General features: G+C 26.6%; 27 protein-coding genes and 1 riboswitch. Of the genes, 26 read left to right on the top strand and 1 reads right to left on the bottom strand.

Annotation, left to right across the window (positions count from 1 at the left end):
- The first annotated feature begins 18 nt into the window (after positions 1-18).
- The 15 genes from GSH19_RS02365 to GSH19_RS02435 all read left to right on the top strand — a co-directional run bounded on the left by GSH19_RS02365 (position 19) and on the right by GSH19_RS02435 (position 13,918).
- Positions 19-1,512, top strand: coding sequence for an NAD(P)/FAD-dependent oxidoreductase (locus tag GSH19_RS02365; protein WP_237026309.1), 1,494 nt, complete (start codon positions 19-21; stop codon positions 1,510-1,512).
- Positions 1,502-2,365 (top strand): phytoene/squalene synthase family protein, encoded by an 864-nt coding sequence (locus GSH19_RS02370; RefSeq protein WP_237026310.1) that lies wholly within the window; start codon positions 1,502-1,504, stop codon positions 2,363-2,365. Before GSH19_RS02365 ends, GSH19_RS02370 begins: the two co-directional genes overlap by 11 nt.
- A gap of 10 nt (positions 2,366-2,375) precedes the next feature.
- Positions 2,376-2,732: a hypothetical protein gene (locus tag GSH19_RS02375; protein WP_237026311.1), complete on the top strand. Its 357-nt coding sequence runs from the start codon at positions 2,376-2,378 to the stop codon at positions 2,730-2,732.
- Positions 2,729-3,448: a ScpA family protein gene (locus GSH19_RS02380; protein WP_237026312.1), complete on the top strand. Its 720-nt coding sequence runs from the start codon at positions 2,729-2,731 to the stop codon at positions 3,446-3,448. The genes GSH19_RS02375 and GSH19_RS02380 overlap by 4 nt, the downstream gene beginning before the upstream one ends.
- Positions 3,435-3,953: an SMC-Scp complex subunit ScpB gene (gene scpB, locus GSH19_RS02385; RefSeq protein ID WP_237026313.1), complete on the top strand. Its 519-nt coding sequence runs from the start codon at positions 3,435-3,437 to the stop codon at positions 3,951-3,953. The genes GSH19_RS02380 and scpB overlap by 14 nt, the downstream gene beginning before the upstream one ends.
- 31 nt (positions 3,954-3,984) lie before the next feature.
- Positions 3,985-4,707 (top strand): pseudouridine synthase, encoded by a 723-nt coding sequence (locus GSH19_RS02390; protein WP_237026314.1) that lies wholly within the window; start codon positions 3,985-3,987, stop codon positions 4,705-4,707.
- Between the two features lie 27 nt (positions 4,708-4,734).
- Positions 4,735-4,858, top strand: a riboswitch (FMN riboswitch).
- Positions 4,859-4,950: 92 nt separating this feature from the next.
- The gene (locus GSH19_RS02395) at positions 4,951-5,517 is read left to right on the top strand and encodes an ECF transporter S component (RefSeq protein WP_237026315.1); all 567 of its coding nucleotides are present in this window, start codon (positions 4,951-4,953) and stop codon (positions 5,515-5,517) included.
- On the top strand, positions 5,510-6,520 hold the full coding sequence (locus tag GSH19_RS02400) for a helix-turn-helix domain-containing protein (protein WP_237026316.1): 1,011 nt from the start codon (positions 5,510-5,512) through the stop codon (positions 6,518-6,520). Before GSH19_RS02395 ends, GSH19_RS02400 begins: the two co-directional genes overlap by 8 nt.
- Positions 6,520-7,944 carry an ATP-dependent DNA helicase RecQ gene (locus tag GSH19_RS02405; protein ID WP_237026317.1) on the top strand — a complete coding sequence of 475 codons (1,425 nt, stop codon included), beginning with the start codon at positions 6,520-6,522 and terminating at the stop codon, positions 7,942-7,944. The genes GSH19_RS02400 and GSH19_RS02405 overlap by 1 nt, the downstream gene beginning before the upstream one ends.
- A gap of 84 nt (positions 7,945-8,028) precedes the next feature.
- Positions 8,029-8,772, top strand: coding sequence for a LysM domain-containing protein (locus GSH19_RS02410; RefSeq protein WP_237026318.1), 744 nt, complete (start codon positions 8,029-8,031; stop codon positions 8,770-8,772).
- A gap of 15 nt (positions 8,773-8,787) precedes the next feature.
- Positions 8,788-9,462, top strand: coding sequence for a (d)CMP kinase (gene cmk, locus GSH19_RS02415; protein ID WP_237026319.1), 675 nt, complete (start codon positions 8,788-8,790; stop codon positions 9,460-9,462).
- Between the two features lie 80 nt (positions 9,463-9,542).
- Positions 9,543-10,739 carry a 30S ribosomal protein S1 gene (gene rpsA, locus GSH19_RS02420; protein ID WP_237026320.1) on the top strand — a complete coding sequence of 399 codons (1,197 nt, stop codon included), beginning with the start codon at positions 9,543-9,545 and terminating at the stop codon, positions 10,737-10,739.
- Positions 10,740-10,811: 72 nt separating this feature from the next.
- Entirely contained in the window at positions 10,812-12,119 is a 1,308-nt protein-coding gene (gene der / locus GSH19_RS02425) for a ribosome biogenesis GTPase Der (protein ID WP_237026321.1), read from the top strand.
- Between the two features lie 195 nt (positions 12,120-12,314).
- Positions 12,315-12,590, top strand: a complete 276-nt coding sequence (locus GSH19_RS02430) for an HU family DNA-binding protein (protein WP_237026322.1) — start codon at positions 12,315-12,317, stop codon at positions 12,588-12,590.
- Between the two features lie 65 nt (positions 12,591-12,655).
- The gene (locus GSH19_RS02435; protein WP_237026323.1) at positions 12,656-13,918 is read left to right on the top strand and encodes a tetratricopeptide repeat protein; all 1,263 of its coding nucleotides are present in this window, start codon (positions 12,656-12,658) and stop codon (positions 13,916-13,918) included.
- A 27-nt stretch (positions 13,919-13,945) separates the two neighbouring features.
- On the opposite strand, the gene GSH19_RS02440 is transcribed toward GSH19_RS02435, so the two are convergent.
- Positions 13,946-14,764 (bottom strand): site-specific integrase, encoded by an 819-nt coding sequence (locus GSH19_RS02440; RefSeq protein WP_237026325.1) that lies wholly within the window; start codon positions 14,762-14,764, stop codon positions 13,946-13,948.
- Between the two features lie 113 nt (positions 14,765-14,877).
- On the opposite strand from GSH19_RS02440, the gene GSH19_RS02445 reads away from it, so the two are divergent.
- From GSH19_RS02445 to GSH19_RS02495, 11 genes are all read left to right on the top strand, one after another.
- Positions 14,878-16,086, top strand: a complete 1,209-nt coding sequence (locus tag GSH19_RS02445) for a CCA tRNA nucleotidyltransferase (RefSeq protein WP_237026327.1) — start codon at positions 14,878-14,880, stop codon at positions 16,084-16,086.
- A gap of 12 nt (positions 16,087-16,098) precedes the next feature.
- Positions 16,099-17,988: an ABC-F family ATP-binding cassette domain-containing protein gene (locus GSH19_RS02450; protein WP_237026328.1), complete on the top strand. Its 1,890-nt coding sequence runs from the start codon at positions 16,099-16,101 to the stop codon at positions 17,986-17,988.
- 14 nt (positions 17,989-18,002) lie between these two features.
- Entirely contained in the window at positions 18,003-18,953 is a 951-nt protein-coding gene (locus GSH19_RS02455; RefSeq protein WP_237026329.1) for a thymidylate synthase, read from the top strand.
- Between the two features lie 25 nt (positions 18,954-18,978).
- Positions 18,979-19,479: a dihydrofolate reductase gene (locus GSH19_RS02460; RefSeq protein ID WP_237026330.1), complete on the top strand. Its 501-nt coding sequence runs from the start codon at positions 18,979-18,981 to the stop codon at positions 19,477-19,479.
- Between the two features lie 39 nt (positions 19,480-19,518).
- Complete coding sequence (locus GSH19_RS02465; RefSeq protein ID WP_237026331.1) at positions 19,519-19,743, top strand: YozE family protein; 225 nt, start codon at positions 19,519-19,521, stop codon at positions 19,741-19,743.
- Between the two features lie 15 nt (positions 19,744-19,758).
- Entirely contained in the window at positions 19,759-20,616 is an 858-nt protein-coding gene (gene ylqF / locus GSH19_RS02470) for a ribosome biogenesis GTPase YlqF (protein ID WP_237026333.1), read from the top strand.
- A complete protein-coding gene (locus tag GSH19_RS02475) occupies positions 20,606-21,373 on the top strand; it encodes a ribonuclease HII (protein WP_237026334.1) in 768 nt (255 codons plus the stop codon). Before ylqF ends, GSH19_RS02475 begins: the two co-directional genes overlap by 11 nt.
- 34 nt (positions 21,374-21,407) lie before the next feature.
- On the top strand, positions 21,408-22,280 hold the full coding sequence (gene dprA / locus GSH19_RS02480; RefSeq protein WP_237026335.1) for a DNA-processing protein DprA: 873 nt from the start codon (positions 21,408-21,410) through the stop codon (positions 22,278-22,280).
- Positions 22,281-22,376: 96 nt separating this feature from the next.
- The gene (gene topA / locus GSH19_RS02485) at positions 22,377-24,488 is read left to right on the top strand and encodes a type I DNA topoisomerase (RefSeq protein WP_237026336.1); all 2,112 of its coding nucleotides are present in this window, start codon (positions 22,377-22,379) and stop codon (positions 24,486-24,488) included.
- 77 nt (positions 24,489-24,565) lie between these two features.
- Positions 24,566-25,483 carry a tyrosine recombinase XerC gene (xerC, locus tag GSH19_RS02490; RefSeq protein WP_237026337.1) on the top strand — a complete coding sequence of 306 codons (918 nt, stop codon included), beginning with the start codon at positions 24,566-24,568 and terminating at the stop codon, positions 25,481-25,483.
- 69 nt (positions 25,484-25,552) lie between these two features.
- Positions 25,553-26,431: an aldose 1-epimerase family protein gene (locus GSH19_RS02495; RefSeq protein ID WP_237026338.1), complete on the top strand. Its 879-nt coding sequence runs from the start codon at positions 25,553-25,555 to the stop codon at positions 26,429-26,431.
- The last annotated feature ends 30 nt before the right edge of the window (positions 26,432-26,461 follow it).

The raw sequence follows: 26,461 nt of genomic DNA on the forward strand, positions 1-26,461 counted from the left end.
AATTTATGAGGTGCTGAATTGACAAATAAAAAGGTAGCAGTGATTGGTGCAGGAATTGGTGGATTATCAGCTGCAGTTAGATTACAAAAATTAGGTTATCAAGTTTCTCTATTTGAAAAAGAGAATCAAGTTGGTGGAAAAATGAATCAAATTAACGAAGAAGGTTTTAAATTTGATGTTGGTCCTACAATTGTAATGATGAAAGATATTTATGAAGAAGTTTTTGAATTCGCAGGAGTTGATCCAAATGATTATTTACCATTTGAAAAAGTCGATCCTGCAATGAAGTTATACTTTGATCAAAATAAAAGTATGAAAATATCAACTGATTTGCCAGATTTAATTAAGAACTTAGAATCAATTTCTGAAGAAGACGCGAATGGTTATTTAAAATTTTTATCAGCTATGTATGATAGATATTTAGTAGCTAAAAATCACTTTCTAACTAGATCTTATCGTTCTTTTAGAGATTTTTATAATTGGTCATCACTTTACAATGGACTTAAATTAAAAACGTTAAGTGATGCTTATAGTTCTATTTCTAAATTTGTAAAAGATGAAAATTTAAAAAAATCACTAGCTTTTCAAACTTTATATATTGGTATTTCACCATATCAAGGACCATCTTTATACAATATAATTCCTATGATTGAATTATTTTACGGAATATATTATTTAAAAGGTGGTATGTATACAGTTGCAAAAGCAATGGAAAAACTCTTTAAGCAATTAGGTGGAGAGGTTTATTTAAATAGTTCTGTTGATGAAATTGTAATTGAAAATAAAAAAACTGAAGGAATTAGAATTAACGATAAAATTCTTTCTTTTGATGATGTTGTTTGTGATGCAGATTTTCCTTATGCAGTCAAAAACTTAATTAAAAATAAGAAATATAAAGGAAAATATACAGATAAAAAAATAGAGAAAATGGAATATTCTTGTTCCTGCTTTTTACTATATTTAGGTTTAGACAAAAAATATGAAGTAGATTCACTTCATACAATTCATTTTGCAAAAGATTTTAATAAAAATATTGATGATTTATTTAAAAATAATCGATTACCAGATGATCCTTCATATTATATTTATGTACCTAGTAAAATGGATGATTCTGTAGCTCCTAAAGATAATGAAGCTGTTTATGTTTTAGTACCAGTTCCAGAATTATCAAAATTTGATGATTGGTCAGATGCTAGTATCAAAGAATATCGTAATTTAATACTTGATAAAATTAAATCTGAAACTAATTTTAAAGATATAGATGAACATATTATTTATGAAAATCACTATACACCTAAGGATTTCGAAATAAGATTTAATGCTTATAATGGAGCTACATTTGGATTAAAACCAACTTTAATGCAAAGTAATTATTATCGTCCACATAATAAATATAATTATGCTGATAATTTGTACTTTTGTGGAAGCAGTACACATCCAGGAGCAGGGGTTCCAATTGTAATGCAGGGAGCTAAACTAGCTGTTGAGGAGTTATTGAAAGATGAAGGATAATTCAAGAGAATTATTTAATGTTTATAAAGATGATTTTGAATTTTGTAAGGAGATAATAAAAAATAATTCTACTAGTTTTTATATCGCTTTTTCAAAATTACCTAAATATGAAGCAATGAGTGTATTTGCAATTTATGCATTTTGTCGGCAAGCCGATGATATTACTGATAAACATGATAATATTGAAGAATTAAATAAATTAGAAGAAAAATTAATTGATTTAGAAAATGGTATCATAGTTAATGATCCAGTTTTTAAAGCTTTAGATGTTGTTTTTAAAAATTTTTCAATGAGCTTTAAACCTTTTTTTGAAATGATTAAAGGTCAAAGACAAGACTTTAATTTTATGCAACCAAATAGTCAAAAACAATTAGAAGATTATTGTTATTATGTTGCTGGAACAGTTGGATTAATGTTATTACCAATCATTTCAAAAGATTCTAATCAATCAAAAGAATTAGCAAAAAAAATAGGGATAGCAATGCAAATTACTAATATATTAAGAGATATTGGTGAAGATTTAAGTAATGATAGAGTATATATTCCTAGTGATTTAATTAAACAATTTAATGTATCCCTTGATAATAGAGAAGTTAATAAAAACTTTATTAGTTTATGGGAATATGAGGCTAAAATTGCTGAAGATAATTATAATGAAGGAATTAAATTAATTGATTATTTGATTAAAGAAGCAAAAGAACCATTGATGATTGCAATTAATTTATATCATGAAATTTTAAATGTAGTTAGAAAAAATAACTATCAGGTCTTTGATAATAGAAACTATGTTGGTAAAATTAAAAAAGCTAGTTTAATTAGAAAATCGTTAAATGATTTAAAAGATAATCAATGAGGTGTTTTTTATGCTTTTTAAATATAGAAGTGATTATGAAAAAATAGCAATGGGATTATTTTCGTTACTCAAAGATTCAGAAGATGCAAAATATTTAAATCAAGAAATGAAATGGTATGAATCAAGTGATAATCGAAAAATTTATTTATGGAAAGATAAGTATGATAATTGGTCTTGTCTTGTCGGAATAGAAGAGCAAGATGAGTTGGTAGTTATTAGAAGAGTAATTTTTACCCCCGATTCTGAAAATGATAATAGTTTATTTGAAATGATGGATGAATTAAAAGATTTATACCCAAGGCAGAAAATTATTGGAACTTTTGATACAACTAGATTAATTGAAAAGTGGAAGAAAAATTTAAAATGATAAATTCACAAAATGTTCAATTTCATTTAAATGATTTTGAGGGACCTCTTGATTTATTATTACAATTAATAAAGAAATCTGAAATGAATATTTATGATATTGATATTACGGAAATTACTAAACAATATTTTGATTTTTTAGATACTGTAAATGAATTAGAAGTTAATTTAGTTGGTGATTTTTTTGTAATGGCAGCAAATTTAATGGAAATCAAGGCCAAAATGTTATTACAAAAAGAAGTAGAAATTGATGAAGAAGAAGATCCTAGAGAAGATTTAGTTCAAAAATTAGTAGAATATCGTAAATATAAAGAGGCATCAAAAAAATTAAAATCAAATGAAATTAAAAGAAATAAATATCATTCTACAATACCTATGAAGATTAAATCTGATATTGAAAATATAGATATTAATGTTGATTTATTAACAAAAGCTTTTAATAAAGTTTTGATTCGCAATGAAGAAAAAAATATTTCAAAAAAAACTGAAAAAATTTATGAATGGAATTATAGCATTCAAGAGCAGACAAATTTTATTGAGGACGTTTTGGCAGATAATAAATATCATTCTTTTGATTATTTTTTTAATTCGGATAATCTTGAAAAAATAATTACAAATTTTTTAGCAATTTTAGAAATGGTAAAGAAACAAGAAATAAAATTAGAAATTTCCCAAAAGGATAGATTATATTTAATTTTAGTAGGTGAAAATTATTAATAATAAAAATAAAATCAAGGTTTTACTTTTTGTTAGTGGAAATAATGGAATTGAATCAAAGCAAATAAGAGAAATTTTAGACATATCTATTACGGAATTAAAAGAATTATTAAATGAAATATCGGATGATTTTATTGAAGATGGAGCTTTTTGTATATTACAAAATGGATCTAAAATTAAAATGGTAACACAACAGAAATTTGATTCATTTATTAATGATTTTTTTAAAAATGAAACTAATTCAACTTTATCTAATGCTTCTCTTGAAACACTATCAATTATTGCTTATCGACAACCGATAACTAGAATAGAGATAGATACAATTAGAGGTGTCAAAAGTAGTATGTCTGTAAATAAATTATTAGATCAGGGTTTTATATATATTGATGGAGAAAGTAAAGAGATGGGTAATCCTAGTACTTATGCAACAACTGATAAATTTTTGGATGTATTTGGATTAAAAACAATTGAAAATTTGCCTGAGTTGAAAGATAATTTGGATTAATAAAATTAAAAAGAGAAAATGGAGAATTAAAATGAGTGAACGATTACAAAAAGTTATGGCTCATGACGGAATTGCTTCTAGAAGAAAATCTGAAGAAATGATTTTAGAAGGTCGAGTAAAAGTTAATGGAGTATTATGTAAAGAACTAGGTATGAAAGTAAATAATTCAGATCAAATTGAAGTAGATGGAGTACCAATTAGTAAAGAAGAACCCGTTCATTATCTTCTTTATAAACCGCGTCGAGTTATTTCTTCTGTTAAAGATGAAAAAAAACGAAAAACTGTGGTTGATTTATTAGAAGATGTTGAGGAAAGGGTCTATCCGGTTGGTAGATTAGATTATAATACTTCAGGTATTCTTTTAATGACTAATGATGGTGATTTTGATTATCAAATAACTCATCCAAAGTTTAAAATAACTAAAACATATGTTGCTAAAGTGGAAGGTGTTCCTACTCCATCTGAAATTAAGCAAATTCAAAAAGGTATTATTATTGAAGGGAGTAAAATTGTTCCTGAAAACGTCAAAATTATTTCTCATAATGATAAGAAGAATGCCATTGTAAGATTAACTATCCATGAAGGTAAAAATCATATTGTTAAAAAGATTTTTGAAACAATTAATCATCCAGTTGAAAAATTAAAACGTGAAAAAATCGGTAATCTTGGTTTGGGAAATATGCAACCTGGAGATTTTAGAAGGCTAAAAAAATTTGAAATTGATGATTTACTAGAAATTACTAACAAAAAGTAAATGTTTATGGTAATATTAATAAATAAAACTTATCTTCAGGGCAGGGTTAGATTCCCGACCGGTGGTTAAAGTCCACTACCTAGTTTTTATAGCTAGTTGATTTGGTGAAATTCCAAAACCGACAGTACAGTCTGGTATAAAGAAGGTTATCTTAACGGGTAAAGTATATACTCATCGATAATCTTTCGGTGAGTCTTTTTTATTAACTGAAGAAAGTTTAGTTTATAAAGGAGAGTTTTATTTATGCAAAAAAGTAATAATGTAAAAAAAATGGTACAGATTTCAGTTATTAGTGGAATTTCATATTTATTGATGTTTTTAGCAGTACCAATAATTCCTGTTGTTCCATATTTGAAAATTGATTTTTCAGATATACCGATTTTAATTGGAATTACTTTATTTGGATTTAGGGGATCTGTTATTGCAACTTTATTAAAGGGATTATTATATTTCATTACTACTGGATTATCAATTCCATCCTTTATTGGGGTTTTAAGTTCAATAACTGCTACAATAATTTTACTGATTTTTTATTATTTAATGAGAAACATGTTAAATCAAAATATATATACAAAAGGATTAAAAGTATCAATAATTTCAATTATTTTGACGATAATTATGTCTGTTGAAAATTTATTTATTATTACACCTTTGTATTTAAAAGTTTTAAATATGGATTTAGGAATGTCAGTAATAAAACTAATTATTTATGGTGTTATACCTTTTAACCTTATTAAAGGAATTTTAGTTGGTGGATTGTTTATGGTAATTTCAAATAAATTAAATATAGGATTGAATAAAATTGAATAAATTAAAAGAAATGGATTCCTTATTTGTTTTATTTTTAAATAATAATCAATTTAGAAAAGAAAAAACAATTCGCAATATATTAAAAGGAAAAAAAACTGTCGCTAATTTGTATGCTGCCAAAAAATATAATTTAATTAATATCATTGGATTGAATAAATATATTAATGACTTTAAGATTGATGAATCTTTAATTGATTATAATAATGAAGGGAAAATTAAATTAAATAATGATGGACAATTATTCAAAAAAGAAATTATAAGCATGACTAATTTTAATTTTATTCAAAATAATTTTTATTATGATATATATGAATTTAAAAGAAGATTTATATTAATTTTACAAATTATGTCAGAATTCTTTAATCACAATAAAAAATATATTCCGATTGAAAATCAAAACTACAGAAGATTTTATGTAAAAAAGTGGTTTCATAATTTAAGTCAAAAAAAAGAAGCAGCCATTGAATTAAAAAATATACTAAATGAATTTTTAGCTTCAATTTTACCAATTGAAGCAGAAATTATCGCAAAAACATTCGTTGGGTTCAAAAGACATGGTAAAACAATTACCCAAATTTCTGAGGAAAAAGGATTGTCATATAGTATTATTCAAATTATTGAATTTAATGCGTATTGTCAGTTAATTAATTTTTTTAAAAAATCAAAAAATTATTCTATCATAACTAAAGATGTAGAGAAAAATATTGTTAATAAAAATGCTTTAAAAACATTGTCTTTGTTGGATAATAATTATTCTTTTGAAGAAATTATGAAGATAATGAATAACAAAAAATCGACAATTGAAGAACATATTTTAGAGTTAGCTATTTTTGATTTGTTGAGTAAAAAGATTATTAATAAATATTTTAATGTTAATCTTTATGATAAATTAAAAAAAGAAGACAACATGATTTATAATTTAACTTATTCGAAATTGAGTTTTAAATGTTCTTTTTTTGAATTTAGATTTTGTCAAATCTTGTCTCTAAAAGGAAATAATTAATGGAAAACTATGAATTAGTATTGAATATATTAAAGAAGAAGTTTGGATTTTCCAAATTTAAAGAAGGTCAATTTGAAACAATTAATAGTTTGATTGTTGGAAATGATGTTTTATCAATATTACCTACAGGAGCTGGTAAAAGTCTTATTTATCAGCTTTATGGTTATTACAAGCAAAAACCGATTGTAGTAATAACCCCTTTAATATCTTTAATGTATGATCAAGTTAAAAGAATGAATATGATGGGAGAAAATAAAGCTGTTACTTTAAATTCTGATTTTGATTGGTTTCAAAAAAAAGTAATTCTCAATAATTTAGATCAATATAGATTTATTTTTATTTCTCCAGAATATATTTCTCAAGATAATGTTTTTAATATAATTAATAATCTAGATTTAGGTCTTTTAGTAATTGATGAAGCACATTGCGTTTCTACATGGGGAAATGATTTTAGGCCTGCTTACTTGAATTTGAGAAATGTAATCAAAAATTTTAGTAGTAAGCCACAATTATTGTTACTTACAGCAACGGCATCTAAAAATGTTCTTGATGATATACAACAAATATTAGATTTAAATAAATTAACTATTTTGAAAAAAAGTATTAATCGAGAAAACATATATTTAAAGAATATTAAGTATGAAGACCAGAATAGTAAAGATGAAGATTTGCTATATTTATTAAATAATTTAGCAGGATCGGGAATCGTTTATTTTTCTAGTAAAACGAAAGCTGATGAAATGTCAAAATTATTAATTGATAATAATGCTAATCTTAGAGTTGGTGTTTATCATGCAGATATTGATGATCATGATCGTTTTGTGATTCAACAACAGTTTATGAATAATGAAATTGACATTGTATTTGCAACAAGTGCTTTTGGCATGGGAATAGATAAATCAGATATTAGATTTGTAATTCATTATCACTTACCACAAAATATTGAAGATTATTTTCAAGAAATTGGTAGAGCAGGACGAGATAATCAAAAAAGTATTGCTATTTTGATGTACTCTAGGCAAGATGAATATTTTGCCAAAAATTTGATTGATTATTCTTTACCTGATGAATCAGAAATTAATTTGTTTGATAGTGGTAATGTAATTTCTAACCAGGATAAAGAAGACATATTAAATTATTATCGCAAAATTGGTTATCCTAAAAAGGATTTAATTAATCTTTTTTCGGAATTAAGGGAAAAAAGATTAGTTGATTTGAATCATATGATTGATTATGCAAAAAATGAAAAATATTGCCGTCGAAATATTATATTAAGTTATTTTGATGAACCAGAAATAACTCATAGTGAATTTTGTTGTGATATTAATTCAAATGAAGTTATTAATACTTTTTTTAGAAAAGAGCAAGGTAAAATTAAATCAAAAGAATTAAACTGGAAAGAAATTATTGAAAAATTATTTTAATTTAATAGATGATTATTATTCGATATTGCAATAATCAATGTTACAATATAAAAGCTAGTTTATTTAATTATTGGAGGAAAAGCTATGGCTGATAATAAAAATAAAGATTTTGATCATTCTTCTCCTTGGGATCAAAATTCTGATTCAAAAAAACAAGATTCTGCTCCTTGGAATCAAAAATTTTCAAATGATTCTGATGATGATGGTAATTTATCAAGAACAAAGGTTAGAAAAGATAAAAAAAGAAATAGTTTAATTACTAAAATACTTATTGCAATAATCGCAATAATTGCCGTTGTTTCGATTGGAATTGGAGTTGCAAAACAAGGTTCTGTTGGTGATAATGATAATAGTTCAATTATTTCTAGCTCCAGTGATTCTGATAAATCTTCTTCAGATGAATCAAGTAAATCTTCAAGTGATAATGATGAATCAAGTAAATCACAATCCGAAGATCAAGATGATGATTCTGATGATACTTCAGTATCTAATAGTTATTCATCTAATAATGATAGTACTAATAATGATAGTTCATCAGATAATCTTGCAAGTTCAAGAAATTCATATCGTCAAAGTGAAGAACATAATAGTACTGAAACATCAAAAACAACCCCTTCTTCACAAAGTGATGTTAATAAAAACAAATCTGAAACTAATACTTCAAATAATTCACAAGGTAGTAGTTCTCAATATGTTCAAGTTCAACAAGGACAAGGACTATATCGTGTGGCAAAAAATGCAGGTATTACACAGCAACAATTATTAGATTTGAATGGATTAACTTCTGCTAGTCAGTTGTATCCAGGACAAAAATTAAGAATTAAATAGTAAAGAGGTTATTTAATGAATAGTCAAGGAATTCAAGTTGCAATTGACGGTCCTGCTTCTGCTGGTAAAAGTACGGTTGCAAAGTTAGTTGCTAAAGAATTTGAGTATATTTATGTTGATACAGGTGCAATGTATCGTGCAGTAACATTAGCAGTCTTAGAAAATTCAATATCTTTGAATAATGAAGAAGAAATTACAAAATTAGTTTCTGATTTAAAAATTGATTTTGCTCCAGGCAATCCGGTACAAAAAGTATTTTTAAATAATAAAGAAGTAACTAATGAAATTAGATCTAATGAAGTTAATAATAATGTTTCATTGATTGCTTCATATGAAGGAGTCAGAAAAGAATTGGTTAAGCAACAACAAATGATTGCTAATTCATCTTCGGTAGTGATGGATGGAAGAGATATTGGTACAACAGTTTTGCCTAATGCTGATTTAAAAATATTTTTGATTGCAAGTGTTGAACAAAGAGCTGAAAGAAGATATAAGGAAAATCAAGAAAATGGGATTGATATTTCATTTGATGATTTGAAGAAATCAATTTCCAATCGTGATTATAAAGATACACATCGCGATATATCACCATTAAGAAAAGCTAAAGATGCATATGAAATTGATTCAACTTCTAAGGGTGTTTCTGAAGTTGTTGATGAAATCTCAAGTTTAATAAAACAAAAAATTTAAAGATGGATATAATAAATATTGAATTTATTATTGCGATAAGATAGAATATTATTAGAGTTGTCGCAAGGAGGAAATGTTTGATGAGTGAAAATACTAACACAAACAAAGATTTATTGGATGCATTAGAAAGTGTTCAAGAAGTAAACATAGGTGATGTTGTTGATGCTGAAATTTTAGCTATTGATGACGCACAATTAATTGTAGGAATTCAAGGTGCTGGAGTTGAAGGTGTAATTCCAAGAAAAGAAATTTCTACAGAAAAAGAAAGTAATCCAACAGATAAATTTAACGTTGGAGATGTAGTTAAAGCTGTTGTAGCAGCAAAAATTGGTGATGATAAAGAAAATGGAAGTTATTTATTATCAATTCGTCGATTAGAAGCTCGTAAAATTTGGAATGAATTAAAAGAAAAAAGTGATAATGGTGAAAACATTAATGTAACTGTTTCAAGAACAGTTAAAGGTGGACTAATTGTTAACGCTGAAGGTGTTAGAGGATTTATTCCTGCATCAATGATTACTAATCGCTTTGTAGATGATTTAAATCAATACAAAGGTCAAGAATTAGAAACTAAAATTATTGAAATTGTACCTGAAGAAAATCGTTTAATTCTTTCTCATAGAGAAATTGTTGAAGCTAATAAAGAAGAAGCAAGAGAAAAAGTAATGGGTAACTTAAATGTTGGAGACGTAGTCGAAGGTAAAGTTGCAAGAATTACTAACTTTGGTGCTTTTGTTGATTTAGGTGGAATTGATGGACTTGTTCATGTTTCAGAAATTTCTTATGAACGAGTAACTAAACCATCAGATGTATTAAAATCAGGTGAAAATGTTAAGGTGAAGGTTTTAGCTATTGATTCTGAAAAAGATCGTATTTCATTATCAATTAAACAAACACAACCCGGACCATGGGACGATATTGAACAAAAAGCTGCTCAAGGTACTGTATTAGATGGTAAAGTTAAGCGTCTAGTTGATTTTGGTGCTTTTGTTGAAGTATTCCCTGGCGTTGAAGGATTAGTTCATATTTCACAAATTTCACATGATCATATTGATAAACCATCAGATGTATTAAAATCAGGTGAAGATGTTAAAGTTAAGGTTCTTGAAGTTCAACCAGAAAATCATCGTTTAGCATTATCAATTAAAGCTTTAAAAGAAGCTCCTAAATCAGATAATGATAATTTAAGCAATGATGTAGATGATAATTCAACCGATGATGCTCCTGAAAGTGAAAGTGGTTTTACTTTAAGTGATATCGTTGAAGATGATAAGTAATTAAAAAATTTATCCCTCATGTGCAATTTGTATGTGAAGGATATTTTTTTGTTAAAAAAGGAGGGATTCTTAATGGAATTACCTACAGTAGCTATAGTTGGAAGACCAAATGTTGGTAAATCAACTATTTTTAACCGAATCGCGGGAGAAAGAATATCAATTGTTGAAGATACGCCTGGTGTAACTAGAGATAGAATTTATACTAAAGGTGAATGGTTAGATTATGAATTTAATTTGATTGATACTGGTGGAATCGAAATTTCTAATGAGCCATTTGTAGAACAAATTAAAGCACAAGCTGAAATTGCAATTGAAGAAGCTGATGTCATAATATTCATGGTTAATGGTAAACAAGGAATGACTGATGATGATGAATTGGTTTCGAGAATTCTTCATCGATCAAATAAACCGATTGTTTTAGCGGTTAACAAGGTAGATAATTTTGAAAGTAGAAATGATATTTATGACTTTTATACTTTAGGAATTGGCGATCCATATCCAATCTCTGGAGCTCATGGAATTGGATTAGGTGATTTATTAGATGAAGTAGTAAAACAATTTCCTGATCGTTCTAATCAAGTTGAAGATGATAGTATAAAATTTAGTCTAATTGGAAGACCGAATGTTGGTAAATCTTCTTTGGTAAATTCTATTTTAGGTGAAAATCGAGTAATTGTTTCAGATGTTGCTGGTACAACAAGAGATTCTATTAACACAAAATTCGTTAATAATAATCAAAAGTATACAATCATTGATACTGCGGGAATGCGTAAACGTGGTCGTGTATACGAAAATACCGAAAGATATAGTGTTATGAGAGCAATGAAAGCAATTGAAGGAAGTGATGTTTCTTTAATTGTTATTAATGCTGAAGAAGGCGTAAGAGAGCAAGATAAGAAAATTGCCGGATATGCTCATGAAGCTGGAATAGGTGTAATTATTGTTGTTAATAAATGGGATACTTTGAAAAAAAATAATCATTCTCAACATGATTTTGAAATATTTATTAGAGAACAATTTCAATATTTGTCATATGCCCCAATTATTTTTGTATCAGCTTTAACTAAACAAAGATTAGCCAAGTTACCTGATATGATTAATAAGGTATATGAAAACCATGAGAAGAGAATTCAGTCTTCTGCATTAAATGATGTAATAATGGATTCAATTGCAATGAATCCTACACCAACTATTAATAGTAAAAGACTTAGAATTTATTATGCAACACAAATTAAGGCAGCTCCTCCAACATTTGTAGTTTTTGTGAATGATGTTGAATTAATGCATTTTTCATATGAAAGATATTTAGAAAATCAAATAAGAAAAAATTTCGATTTTGAGGGAACCCCAATTAAAATAATTGCAAGAAAAAGAAAGTAGAATTAATAAAAATTAAAATAAATATTTTTTTTAATATTTTTATTTAAAATACGTTTTCAAATCATTGCAATGACAACGTTCTTATGCTATCTTTGTAGAAGAAATGAAGTTATTCATTTTTAAGAAGTTAAATTTTAGTAATTTAACTAAAATGATGTTTTACATACAAACATCATCTTCCAGGAGGTGAATAGAATGGCCAACAAAGCAGAATTAGTTGAAGATGTAGCAAAAGCTACTGGTTTAACTAAAAAAGATGCTACTTCAGCATTAGACGCTGTTTTCAATTCAATTGAAAACAAATTAGCTAATGGTGAAAAAGTACAATTAATTGGTTTTGGTAACTTTGAAATTCGTGAACGTGCAGCCCGTAAAGGTCGTAACCCACAAACAGGTGCAGAAATTCAAATTCCTGCATCAAAAGTACCTGCATTTAAACCAGGTAAAGCATTAAAAGATGCTGTTAAATAATTATTATTTAACAAAAATCAGCACAATAATGTGCTGATTTTTTTATTAAGAGGAGGTTAATTATTATGACATTTTCCGAAGAAGCATTAGAGAATATTCAAGACGGAAAAATGGATGACTTCAATAAAAATTTAATTAAAGCAAAAGAAAATGATTCTGATGAAATTTTATATTCATTAGCTGAAGAACTTTATACTTTGGGGTTCTTAGATGAATCAATTCAAGTTTATCAACAGTTATTGGAAAAATATCCAGATGAAGATCAAATAAAAACTGAAATTGCTGATATTTATATCTCTCAAGATAAAAATGATGAAGCATTAAACTATTTGAGTCAGATAGAGAAAAGCTCGCCTAATTATGTGAATGCACTAATGGTTGAAGCGGACTTATATCAAACTCAAGAATTAACAGATGTTAGTGAGCAAAAATTATTAGAAGCTGAAAAAATTATGCCTGATGAAGATATAATTAAGTTTGCATTAGGTGAATTATATTTTTCAATTGGAAGATATGAAGATTCTGTAAACATTTATTTAAATATTATAAAACATGGAACATTAGAAATATCATCAGTTAATTTAGTTGAAAGATTAGGAGTTTCTTATGCTAATTTAGGTAAATTTGAGCAGGCGATTGGTTATTTAGAACAAATTAAACCAATTGACATGAATTCTGATGTTAAATTTGAAACTGGTTTTACTTATTTACAGTTAAATAGGACTAATGATGCTATAAAAATGTTTAGTGATTTAAAAGATGAAGATCCACAATATGCTACAACATATCCATATTTAAGTGATGCTTTAAAAGCTAATAATCAAATTGAAGAAGCATTTAAAGTTATTCAAGAAGGATTAGGCGTAGATAAATATAATGTAAATATGTATTTGAAAGCTTATAATTTAGCAATTTTACTTGAAGATTATGATAATGCTGAGAATTACTTAAAAGAAGGTAATGTAATTGATCCTGATAATATTACAGTAATTGTTAATTTATCTAATCTTTATTTACAAAAAGAACAATATGAAGAAAATATTAAATTTTTAGCTAATTATTTAGAAACTGATGATATGGATCCACAAGTTTATTGGAATTTAGCAATTTCATATTATCATTTAGAAAAATTTGAAGATGCTAAAAAATATTTTGATGAATCAATTGGGTACTTTAAGAATAATTCAGAATTTTTAAAGCAAGCAATTATGTTTTATCGAGAATATGGAGATATATCTACTACAATTCAGTTATTAAAAGAATATCTAAAAATTGTACCTTCTGATGAAGAAATGACATTCATGCTTGAAGATTTAGAAGAATATTAAAAAGCACATGATTTAAGCATGTGCTTTTTATTTTGGAATTAAATTTCGATAATATTTAATTGATGCAGGATCTAAATTTAATCGAGTACTTAGTTCATTATTAGATAAATTATGATTTTTTTCTATAAAATAAACAACAAAAGACTGATACAAATTATTAGGTGAAAGATTAATATCTAGAATGGTTTGATCATTTTTGAGATATTTATGAAGTCCAGGAAGAGTTAAATGAATATCATTTGAGAATCTTTGTTTTAAAAATAAATCTTTTGAATTCATTCTGTTTTGAATTGGCTCAATAAAATCATCATATTCTTTTTTGAAATAGTTTAATTTAGCTTGATTTGTTTGTGGGATTATTTTATAAAAATTAGGCATTAAAAATTCACTTGGTTTATAGCCTTCACTAATTAAAAATAAAGTCATTTTAGTATAAGGATGTAATTTTTCATTTTGTAAAATTTCATTTAGTGAAAGTAACCATTTGATTGAAATAGATGAATTTAATTTTTTATCCTTACCTTTAATATTCAAAGTTGGATAGTTAGGATTTATCTTATTTTGAAATAAATATTTAAAATAAACGTTTATTTGTGACAATATTTTATTATAAGTATTGTTATTTATTTCTCGTTTTTTTAATAGCATTGATAAATAGTCTTCGATATCACGATCAAAAATATTTTCTGTACTTTGGTTTTTACTGAATGAATCGTTAAAATTAATTAAGTAATTAAATAAATCAATTAATGTTTTATCGTATTCGTTAATTGTAATTTTTGACAATTCTCGTTTTTGTAAATAGACTTTAAATCTATTTTGGTAAGGATATTTATTTTTTGACATTTTTAACTCCAGAGTATTTAGTTACTTTAACTTGATTATATCAAATTATTTCAGCAAATAAAGTTGTTTTTTGATAAGATTAAATGAGTAATGAAATTTAAGGTGGCTTTAAAATGAAAATTAATAATATTCCAGAAGAATTTATACAAGCAATTCCAATTTTGGAAAAAATTGAAGATAATAACTATGAAGCTTATTTTGTCGGTGGAAGTGTGAGAGACACAATCTTAAATCTTCCAATTCATGATGTAGATATAGCTAGTAGTGCTTATCCTGAAGAGATAAAAGCCATTTTTAATAAAACAGTTGATACAGGAATTCAACATGGAACAGTTATGGTGTTAGATCATGGAAGTGGATATGAAATAACTACTTTTCGAACAGAATCAGGCTATCAAGATTATAGAAGACCAGATCATGTTGAATTTGTTAGATCTTTAAAAGATGATATTAAAAGAAGAGATTTTACAATTAATGCTTTAGCAATGGATAAAAATGGTGAAATTATTGATTTTTATGAAGGAATTGATGATTTAAAAAATCAATTAATTAAAGCTGTTGGTGATGCTAATCAACGATTTAATGAAGATGCATTAAGAATGATGAGAGCAATTCGTTTTTCTAGTAAATTGGATTTCTCGATTGAATCAAAAACTTTTGCGGCAATTAATGAACATAGTGAGTTATTGCAAAAAATAGCAGTGGAAAGAATTAATGTTGAATTTATTAAAATGATGTTAGGATTAAAACCATCTAAAGGAATATTAAACTTGATTGATTCTAATTTAATTAAATTTACACCATTTTTTAATAGTTATATTAATAAATTAAAAAAATTAAGTAGTGAAAAAATAGATGATAATATTATTCAATCAGAAATTCAGGTATGGAGTTTATTAAGTTATTATTTAAATTTAGATAACAAAGAAGAACACAAAATGCTTAAAAGTTACAAATGTTCAAATAAAATGATTAATGATGTAGTTTTATCAACTAATGTTGTTCGAAAAATTATTTTAAATAGTTTATCTAATCAAGATGTCTATAATGCTGGATTAGATTTAACACTTCAAGCAAATCAAATCACTAAAATTTTTAATGAAAATTTATCTGAAAATTATATTAAAACATTATATGATGATTTACAGATCAAACAAAAGAGTGATTTAAAAATTGATGGGAAAGATTTAATATATTTGGGAATTCATCCCGGACCAAAAATTGGATCATTGATTAGTGATATTGAATTAAAAGTTATAAATAATGAATTAACAAATACGTTTGATGATTTAATTAATTATGTTAAAAATAATTTTGTTTAAAAAGGAGCTAAAATGCAGACATTAAGAGCAAATAATTTAACTAAAACATATGGAGAAAAATTATTATTTGAAAATTTAGATTTTATTATTAATGAACATGATCGAATTGGTTTAATTGGAACCAACGGAAGTGGTAAAACATCATTATTAAATGTTATTGCAGGAAAAGATCATGATTCTAGTGGTGAAATTATTACATCTAAATCATATTCGATTGGATATGTTACGCAACAAACTGATTTGCCAGAAGACTTAACAGTTATGGATGCAATATTTTCTGGTTCACAAGAAATTTTTAAAGTAATTCGTCATTATGAAAGTATTTTACATGATTATTCAATAAATCCTGGAGATGCTGAATTAGAAAAAAAGTATATGAATATTGAGCAAAAAATGACAGAGTTGGACGCTTGGTCAACTGAAAATGAAGTTAAAACTATTTTGACCCAATTAAATGTCGATGATTTAGATCAAAAAATTAAAAATTTGTCGGGTGGACAAAGAAAACGAGTGGGATTAGCTCAAGTTTTAATTCAGTCACCAGATTTATTAATATTAGATGAACCAACTAATCATCTTGATTTTGATTCAATCGAATGGTTAGAAGAATATCTATCTAGATATAAAGGTGCACTGGTCCTAGTTACTCATGATCGTTACTTTTTAGATCAAGTTGTTAATAATATATGGGAATTATCTTTTGGTAGTTTATATAAATATACTGGAAACTATCAAAAGTATGTAGAACAAAAGTCAGAGCTTGTTGAACAACAAGTAGAAGCTAATCATAAAGCTAAGCAGTTATATAAAAAAGAACTTGAATGGATGAAAGCTGGAGCTAAAGCTAGGTCTACTAAACAACAAGCAAGAATTGAACGATTTAATAATTTAAAAGATACAGTTGATAATCCAATTAAGACAGAACAATCTGTTGATATTTCAATGGGACAAAGTCGATTAGGTAAAAAAGTTATTGAAGTTAAAAATGCTTATTTAAAAATTGATTCAAATACAATTTTAAAAGACTTTAATATTTTAATTCAAAATGGTCAAAGAATTGGAATTAGTGGTGAAAATGGTGCTGGTAAATCGTCATTTTTAAATGTTATTTCTAATAAGTTGCCATTAGATTCAGGAATTGTAGAAATTGGTGAAACGGTAAAAATCGGATACTATACGCAGAAAAATGAACCTATTCCAGAAGATAAAAGAGTTTTTGAATATCTTTCTGATATTGCTGAGAATGTAATTGATCAAGATGGTAATAAGATTAGTGTAGCTGATTTATTAGAACAATTTCTTTTCCCTAAATATATGCATGGAACTTTAATCAGAAAATTGTCTGGTGGAGAACGAAGAAGACTATACTTATTAAAACTATTAATGGAACAACCAAATGTATTGTTGTTGGATGAACCAACTAATAATTTGGATATTGCAACTTTAACAGTTTTAGAAAATTATATTAATTCTTTTGCTGGAACAGTGATTACTGTATCTCATGATCGCTATTTCTTAGATAAAGTTGCTGATCATTTATTAATCTTTAAAGGTAATGGAAATATTCAAAAATATGATGGTCTTTTTACTGATTATTTAGCTAAAAATAAAGAAAATCAAAATCATACTGATAAAATTAAAGAAGTCAATAAAGAGGATAAAAATAAAGATACTAAGAAGAATGAAAAAGTAAAATTAACTTATGCTGAAAAAATCGAATGGGATGGTATTGAGCAAAAGATTGAAGACTTAGATGAGGAAATAGCATCAATTAAAGAGCAAATGCAAGTTAATGGTGCTGATTATGCTGAATTAGCAAAACTACAACAAGATCTTGACGAAAAAAATACTAAATCAGATCAATTGATGGAACGCTGGGAATATTTGTCGCAATTTGTATAGTTTAGGAGAATGATATGTTAGAAAAAGCTTATTTAGATTTAGAACGATACGTATTAGAGAATGGCCATAAAAAAGAAGACCGAACTGGAACTGGAACTACTAGTATTTTTGGTTATCAGATGAAATTTGATTTACAAGAAGGATTTCCTTTATTAACAACTAAGCATGTTCCTTTTGGATTAATAAAAAGTGAATTATTATGGTTCTTAAAAGGTGATACTAATATTCGTTATCTTTTACAACATAAGAATCATATTTGGGATGAATGGGCTTTTAAAAACTATGTTAATTCTGCTGAATATAATGGACCAGATATGACTGATTTTGGTTTAAGAGCTGAGCAAGATGCTGATTTTAAAGCAGAATATTTAAAGCAAAAAGAATTATTTTGTAATAAAATTTTAGAAGATGTTGATTTTGCTGATAGATTTGGTAATTTAGGTCAAGTTTATGGTAGTCAATGGAGAAAATGGAAAACTTCTAATAATGAAACAATCGATCAAATTAAGAATGTAATTGATACTATTAAAAACAACCCTGATTCAAGAAGAATGATTGTATCAGCTTGGAATCCAGAAGATATTCCTTCAATGGCACTTCCACCATGTCATACAATGTTTCAATTTTATGTAAATGATGGTAAATTGAGTTGTCAGTTATATCAAAGAAGTGGTGATATTTTCTTAGGTGTTCCATTTAATATTGCTAGTTATGCTTTACTAACTAGTTTAATTGCTAAAGAGTGTGGATTAGAACCAGGAACATTTGTTCATACTTTAGGAGATGCTCATATTTATAACAACCATGTCAGTCAAGTTGAAGAACAATTAACTAGAACTCCTTATGAAGCACCTAAATTATGGTTAAACCCAGATAAAGATAGTATTTTTGATTATGATGTTGATGACATTAAAATTGAAGATTATCAACATCATAGTAAGATAAAAGCACCAGTTGCAGTTTAATTATTATTAATGGAGGGATGATGTTATGTTAGCGTTTATATGGGCAGAATCTAATCATCATATTATTGGAAGTCAAGGCAAATTACCTTGGAGTTTACCTAATGATATGCGTTTTTTTAAAGAAAATACGATTAATAATACAATTGTAACTGGAAGTAAAACTTACGATAGTTTTAAAAGACCATTACCAAATAGAATTAATATAGTTTTATCAACGCATAGGTCACAATCTGATTTTCCATCAAATGTTATTCTCATGAATCAAAAATCAGATATTTTAGAATACGAAAAGAATCATCAAGGCCAAAAGATTTTCATTATTGGTGGTAGTCGAATATTTAATCAATTTATTGATGATGTAGATTATTTATATAAGACAGTTATTAATTATGATTTTGATGGTGATACCAAAATGCCAGAGATTGATTATAATCAATTTGAATTAATTAATAAAATTGATGGTACAATTGATGAAAAGAATAAGTACCAACATCATTTTGAAATATATAAAAGAAAAACTATTTAGCCGTTGTCACATTGATAGCGGTTTTTTAAGGAGAAAAATATGGATAGAAGTTTTTATGATTATTTAATGACTGAGAGAAATGATCAAAGTTATGAACCAATTACTCAGTTTGCAAATAATGCTTTTAGAGATTCTACTTTTCCAAAGCATGCAACTGAATTTGAAGAAATATCTAAATATCTAGAAGAAAATGCTAATTATTTACCAAGTATGACAATTTTTGATGATGCTTGGAGTAATTATTTAATTTATCATAATAAATAAAATGAGGTAGTAATTATGGCAAGTAATATTCAATGGTTTCCCGGTCATATGGCTAAAGCAATTCGACAGTTTGAAGAAAATGTTCATTTAGTGGATATTATTTTTGAATTGGTTGATAGTAGAGCCCCTTTTAGTTCAATTAATCCAGAAGTATCAAAGATTGGTGTTAATAAACCTAAATTGTTAATTATGACTAAAGCTGATTTAGCAGATGCTGATAAATTAAAGAAATGGGTTAATTATTTTAATAATCATGGTATTCCAGCGATGGCAATTGATTCTAAAAATCCTAAGACAAGAAAAATCATTACAAAAAAAGCACAAGAAATCTTAGCAGATAAAAGGCAATTACAATCTGAAAAGGGATTAGATAAAAAGGCAATTAAAGCAATTTGTGTGGGAGTACCTAATGTAGGTAAATCTACATTATTAAATCAATTAGTTCAAAAGAAATCAGCGGCAGTTGGTAATCGTCCAGGAGTAACTAAGGGACAACAATGGTTAACTTCTAGTAGTGAATTGGAATTATTAGATACCCCAGGAATTTTATGGCCTAAGTTTCAAAATCAAGATATTGCTTATAAGTTAGCAGTTACCGGGGCAATTAAAGATAGTTTATTGCATATGGATGACGTTGCGTTATTTGCATTAAAGTATTTTAGAGAAAATAATCAAGAACAATTAAAACAACGTTATCATTTAATTGATGATGACTTATTGTTAAGTGATGTTGAATTATTGTTAAAGATCACTAGTAAATTAGGGATGAAAGACGATTATGATAGAGCTTCTGAAAGAATTATTATTGATATTCGTCGAAATAAATTAGGTGGATTCGTATTAGATAAAGTGGATGATTTAGATGAAGGATAAGTCAATTGCTGAAATTAAACTAATATTGAATGATATAAATGATGAAAATAGTAATGTATTAAATGAATTAAAAAATGATAGTCGTAAGGGTGTTCAAAAGTTAGTTGCTCAAAAGCTTAAATATTTTAATAAATTAAAGACAAAGAAACATGAATTTTATCAAAAATTTAAATATGAACATGAGTTTTGGAGCAAAGGTTATCAATACGTAGCTGGAATAGATGAAGTTGGGCGTGGGCCTCTTGCAGGACCTGTAGTTGCTGGGGCAGTTATTTTATCTGATGATTTTGATATATATGAAGTTAATGATTCAAAACAAATGACTGATCAAAAAAGACATGAATTAGCTCCTTTAATTAAGGAAAAGGCATTAGCTTATTCAGTTAGTGTGATTGATAGTAATGTAATTGATCAAGTGAATATATATGAAGCAAGTAGAATTGCGATGAAAAATGCAATTAATCAATTAGACATTATACCTAATCAATTAGTTATTGATGCAATGGATGTTGATTTATCAATACCACAACTTAAGTTAATTAAAGGTGATTTTAAATCAGTGTCGATTGCAGCAGCTAGTATTTTAGCTAAAGTGTATCGAGATGATTTGATGATTCAATACAGCAAACAATATCCTGAATATGGTTTTGATAAAAATGATGGATATGGAACTAAACATCATTTAAATGCAATTAAACAATATGGTATAACTGAAATTCATCGAAAAACTTTTGCACCAGTAAAAAATAGTTTATAAAACCTCGTATATATCCATAAAGGAGATTTAATTTATGGAATTACGAGATTTTTTATTTAAAATAAAGCTTTGTAAGGGAATAGGAATTAGAGGTGAAACTAAATTATATAATTGGTTAATAGAACATGATTTAAATTTTAGTGAATTGACCATAGAAATGATTATTAAGATTAGTAACCTGAACAAAAAGCATCAAGCACGTTTTTTATCTGATTTTAAAAGTGAATCATTAAATGAAAGAATCAAATTAAATCAAAAAAAGTATCTATGGATATCAATTAATGATTATAATTATCCTAATCAGTTAAGGGAAAGCTATCTACCACCGATTATTCTATTTTATCGTGGGAATATTAATCTTTTAGATACGCCATTATTAGGAATTGTTGGATCTAGACTAAGTAATCAAAAAAATAGTAATGCTAGTTATAGTCTTAACAAATTATTAAAGCCATTATGTAAAACTAATTTAACTACTATTTCAGGATTGGCTAAAGGATCAGATACATTAGCACATAAGTATTCTATATTCTATAAGTTAAATACAGTAGGAGTTATTGCAAGTGATTTAGATTATGTTTATCCAAAAGAAAATATTCAATTACAAAAAGAAATGTTTGAAAATTATTTGGTGATTAGTGAATACCCTTTAAATACTAAGCCACTTAAATCTCATTTTGTTGAAAGAAATAGAATTATTGCAGGATTATGTAGTTCTTTACTTGTAGTAGAAGCAAAAGAAAAGTCAGGTAGTTTAATTACAGCTAACTTAGCATTGCAAAATAATCGAAATATTTTAGCAGTACCTGGTTCATTACGTGATGAATTATCAATTGGATGTAATCAATTAATTTTAGCTGGCGCAAGGCCATGTTTGACTCATTTTGATATTATAGAAGAAATGTAATCATAATTTGCTTTATTAATGCATAAGGTAGTAGAATTAGTGAGGATAAATACGAATGAATAAAATGTTATATTAATTATTATGAGGGATGTTTAAATGACAGCGAAAACAAAAACGCCGAAGAAAAAAACAACATCAAAAAAATCTAAGAAAAATTTAGTGATTGTGGAATCTCCGGCTAAAGCAAAAACAATTGAGAAATATTTAGGTAGCAGTTATAAAGTTATTGCTAGTAAGGGTCATATTAGAGATTTACCTAAAAGTAGAATGGGAGTAGATATTGAAGACAATTATACTCCAGATTATATTTCTATCCGTGGCAAAGGGGATGTAATTAAATCATTAAGAGCAGAAGCTAAAAAAGCTAAACAAGTTTTTCTTGCATCTGACCCCGATCGTGAAGGTGAATCAATTGCTTGGCATTTAGGTAAAATTTTAAAACTGGATGAAAACGGTAATAATCGAGTAGTATTCAATGAAATTACTAAAGATGCAGTTAAAAATTCATTTAAGACTCCAAGAAATATTGATATGGACTTAGTTGATGCTCAACAAGCACGAAGAGTTATTGATAGATTAGTAGGATATTCTATTTCACCATTATTATGGAAAAAGGTGAAAAAGGGATTAAGTGCTGGAAGAGTTCAATCAGTTGCACTTTGGCTAATTATACAAAAAGAAAATGAAATAAAATCATTTATTCCAGAAGAATATTGGACAATTGACTCTGAATTTAAGAAAAATCGTTCCAAATTCAGAGCATCTTTTTATGGATTGAATGGTAAAAAACAATCTTTAAGTAATAATGATTCAGTTCAGGAAATTCTTAAAAAAATTGATATTAAAAATAAATTTAATGTTGATAAAGTCGTTAAAAAAGAGAAGAAGAGACAACCTAGCGTTCCTTTTACAACAAGTACATTACAACAAGATGCTAATAAAAAATTGAAGTTTAAAACAAGTCGCACAATGATGTCTGCTCAGCAACTTTATGAAGGAATCAATGTTGGTAAAGAAGGTTCTCAAGGATTGATTACCTATATGAGAACAGATTCAACTCGAATTTCTGATATTGCAAAAAATCAAGCTGCTGATTTTATTCATCAAGAATATGGAGCTGAATATTCAGCTTCTAAACCTCGAAAAGGTAAGTTACAAGAAGGTGCACAAGATGCCCATGAAGCAATTAGACCTACATTGGTATCTAGAACACCTAAGAGTATCGAAAAGTATTTAACTAAAGATCAATTTAAGATTTACTCTTTAATTTGGTCACGTTTTGTAGCTTCGCAAATGACACCTGCAAAATTATATACACAAACAGTAACTATTAGTCAAAACGGTGTTAATTTTAGAGCTAATGGATCTGTTTTAAAATTTGAAGGATTTTTAAAAGTTTATGCTGGTTCCAAAGAAAAAGATAATATTTTACCAGACTTACAAGAAAATGATAAAGTGGATTTGGTTAATAATAATCCAGAACAACATTTTACTCAGCCACCAGCAAGGTATAGTGAAGCTTCATTAATTAAGGCAATGGAAGAAAATGAAATTGGTAGACCATCTACTTATTCTCCAACTCTTACTACTTTACAAAAACGTTATTATGTAAAAATGAATAACCGTAAATTTGAGCCAACTGAGTTAGGTGAAATTGTAAATAGTATTATTGAAGAATATGTTCCTGAAATTATTAATATTGATTTTACTGCCAATATTGAAAATAATTTAGATGAAATTGAAGAAGCTAAGAAAAATTGGGTCGATGTTGTAGACCATTTCTATAAGCCTTTTTCCAAGGAAGTAGAAGTTGCTGAAGATAAATTAAAAAACTTTATTTTAAAAGAACCACTAGCAGGATTTAATTGTGAAGTATGTGGTGCCCCAATGGTTGAAAAGATGGGTAAATATGGTAAGTTTTTTGCTTGTTCAAGATTTCCAGATTGTCGAAATACTAAGGCAATTGTTAAAGAAATCGGAGTAACTTGTCCAAAATGCGAAAAAGGACAGGTTATTGAAAGAAAAGGTAAGAAAAATAGAATATTTTATGGATGTTCTAGATATCCTGATTGTGAGTTTATTTCATGGGATAAACCATTGGAAAGAAAATGCCCTAAATGTACTCATTTCTTAGTTGATAAAAAAGTTCGTGGAGGAATGCAAGTTGTTTGTCCGAATGGAGACTACAAAGAAGAAATTCAAAAATAAAAACGCTGAATAAGCGTTTTTATTATAAAATGAAAAGGTAAAAAGTTACTTTAACTAATTAAAAGAAGTGAAATAAAATGAACAATGATACATTAATTGATCTGTTTTTAAAATATATTATAAATGAAAAACAATATTCGGAAGATACACATGATGCTTATTCAAAAGATTTAAATGATTTTTTGGATTTTATGAACATTGAAGATAACTTTAATTTATTAAAAATTACAAATTTTGATGTTGAAACTTACTTATCAAAATTAAATGAAGATAATAAAAGTAAAAATACAATTTCTAGGAAAATATCTAGTTTAAGATCATTTTATTCTTTTTTAGTAAAAAATGATTACATTGAAAAAAACCCATTTGAGTATGTACACTTAAAGAAAACTAATTTGAAATTACCAAGATTTTTTTATGAAAAAGAAATGGATCAATTATTTAAATTAGCAAAAATAAAAAAGCCAAATAATATGGAATTAAGAGATAGTGCTATATTAGAAACTTTTTATGGGACTGGATTGCGACTTAGTGAGTGTTCAAACTTAACTTTAGATGAAATAGATTTAGATAATAAGTCTTTATCGATTATTGGTAAAGGAAATAAACAACGTAATTTACCGATTGGAAGTTACATGAGTGAAGCTTTACAAAAATACTTTGTAGATTGTCGTAATTTAATTATGAATAAATACAATAAGAATCATAATTATGTGTTTATAAACAGAATTGGTGATCCCATAACTAGTCGAGGAATTGAATATGTATTAAATAATTTGGTTAAAAAAACTAGTAGTAATTTAGATATACATCCACATATGATTCGACATACATTTGCAACTCATTTATTAAATAATGGAGCTGATATGAGATCTGTCCAAGAATTATTAGGTCATAGTTCATTATCAACTACTCAAATATATACTCATGTTACGAAGAAAAATTTAATGAGCAATTATAATAAATATTTTCAAAGAGATGATCAAAATAAGTGATTTATTTGTTTTAAAGTATTTACAAAATATGAGATACTAGTAGTATAAATACGTTAGGTGGTGTTTTATTTGAAAAGAAAATTAGAAAATAAATTTATTAGTTTAGAACTTGATGAAAATGGAGCTCAGCTAACATCGATTAAAAATAAAAATAATCAATTAGAATATTTGTGGCAAGGAAATGATAACTTTTGGAAACGTCAAGCGCCCAATTTATTTCCAATTGTAGGTAAACTAAAAGACAATGAATTTGAATATGAAAACAATAAATATTCAATGGGACAGCATGGCTTTGCTAGAGATTCAAAATTTGAAATAAATGAAATTGATGATAATAAAATTATTTTTGAATTAGATTCAAATGCTGATACTAAATTAATTTATCCATTTGATTTCAAATTATTGATTAAATATGAATTAATTAATAATGAAATTGATGTTAATTATAAAGTCAAAAATCTTGGATCAAATAAGATGTATTTCTCAATTGGGGCTCATCCAGGATTTAATGTTCCAATCGAAAATGAAAACTTTGATGATTATGAAATAAAATTTTCATCAAAAAATAATTTAAATCGTATTTTATTAAAAGATGGTTTAAGCGAACTTAACCAACCAGTAAAATTTGACGATAAAGATAGTTTAAAAGTTAAAAGATCACTTTTTAAAGATGATGCATTTATTTTAGATAGTGGAATTAATCAAGATTATGAAATTTCATTAACTAATTCTAAAAACAGTCATGGAATTATTTTACATTCTTATAATCATCGATACTTGGGCATTTGGTCTATGTATCCTAAAGAATCACCTTTTGTATGTATTGAACCATGGTGGGGAATTGCAGATAATGTTGATTCTAATAAACAATTAACTGAAAAAGTAGGAATAAATATTTTAGATAAGAATGAATTATTTGAGTCTAATTTTAAAATAGAAATTTTATAATAAAAAGAGTACTAATTTGATTAGCACTCT

The organism is Lactobacillus sp. S2-2 (genome assembly GCF_021698855.1).
Classification (GTDB): domain Bacteria; phylum Bacillota; class Bacilli; order Lactobacillales; family Lactobacillaceae; genus Fructilactobacillus.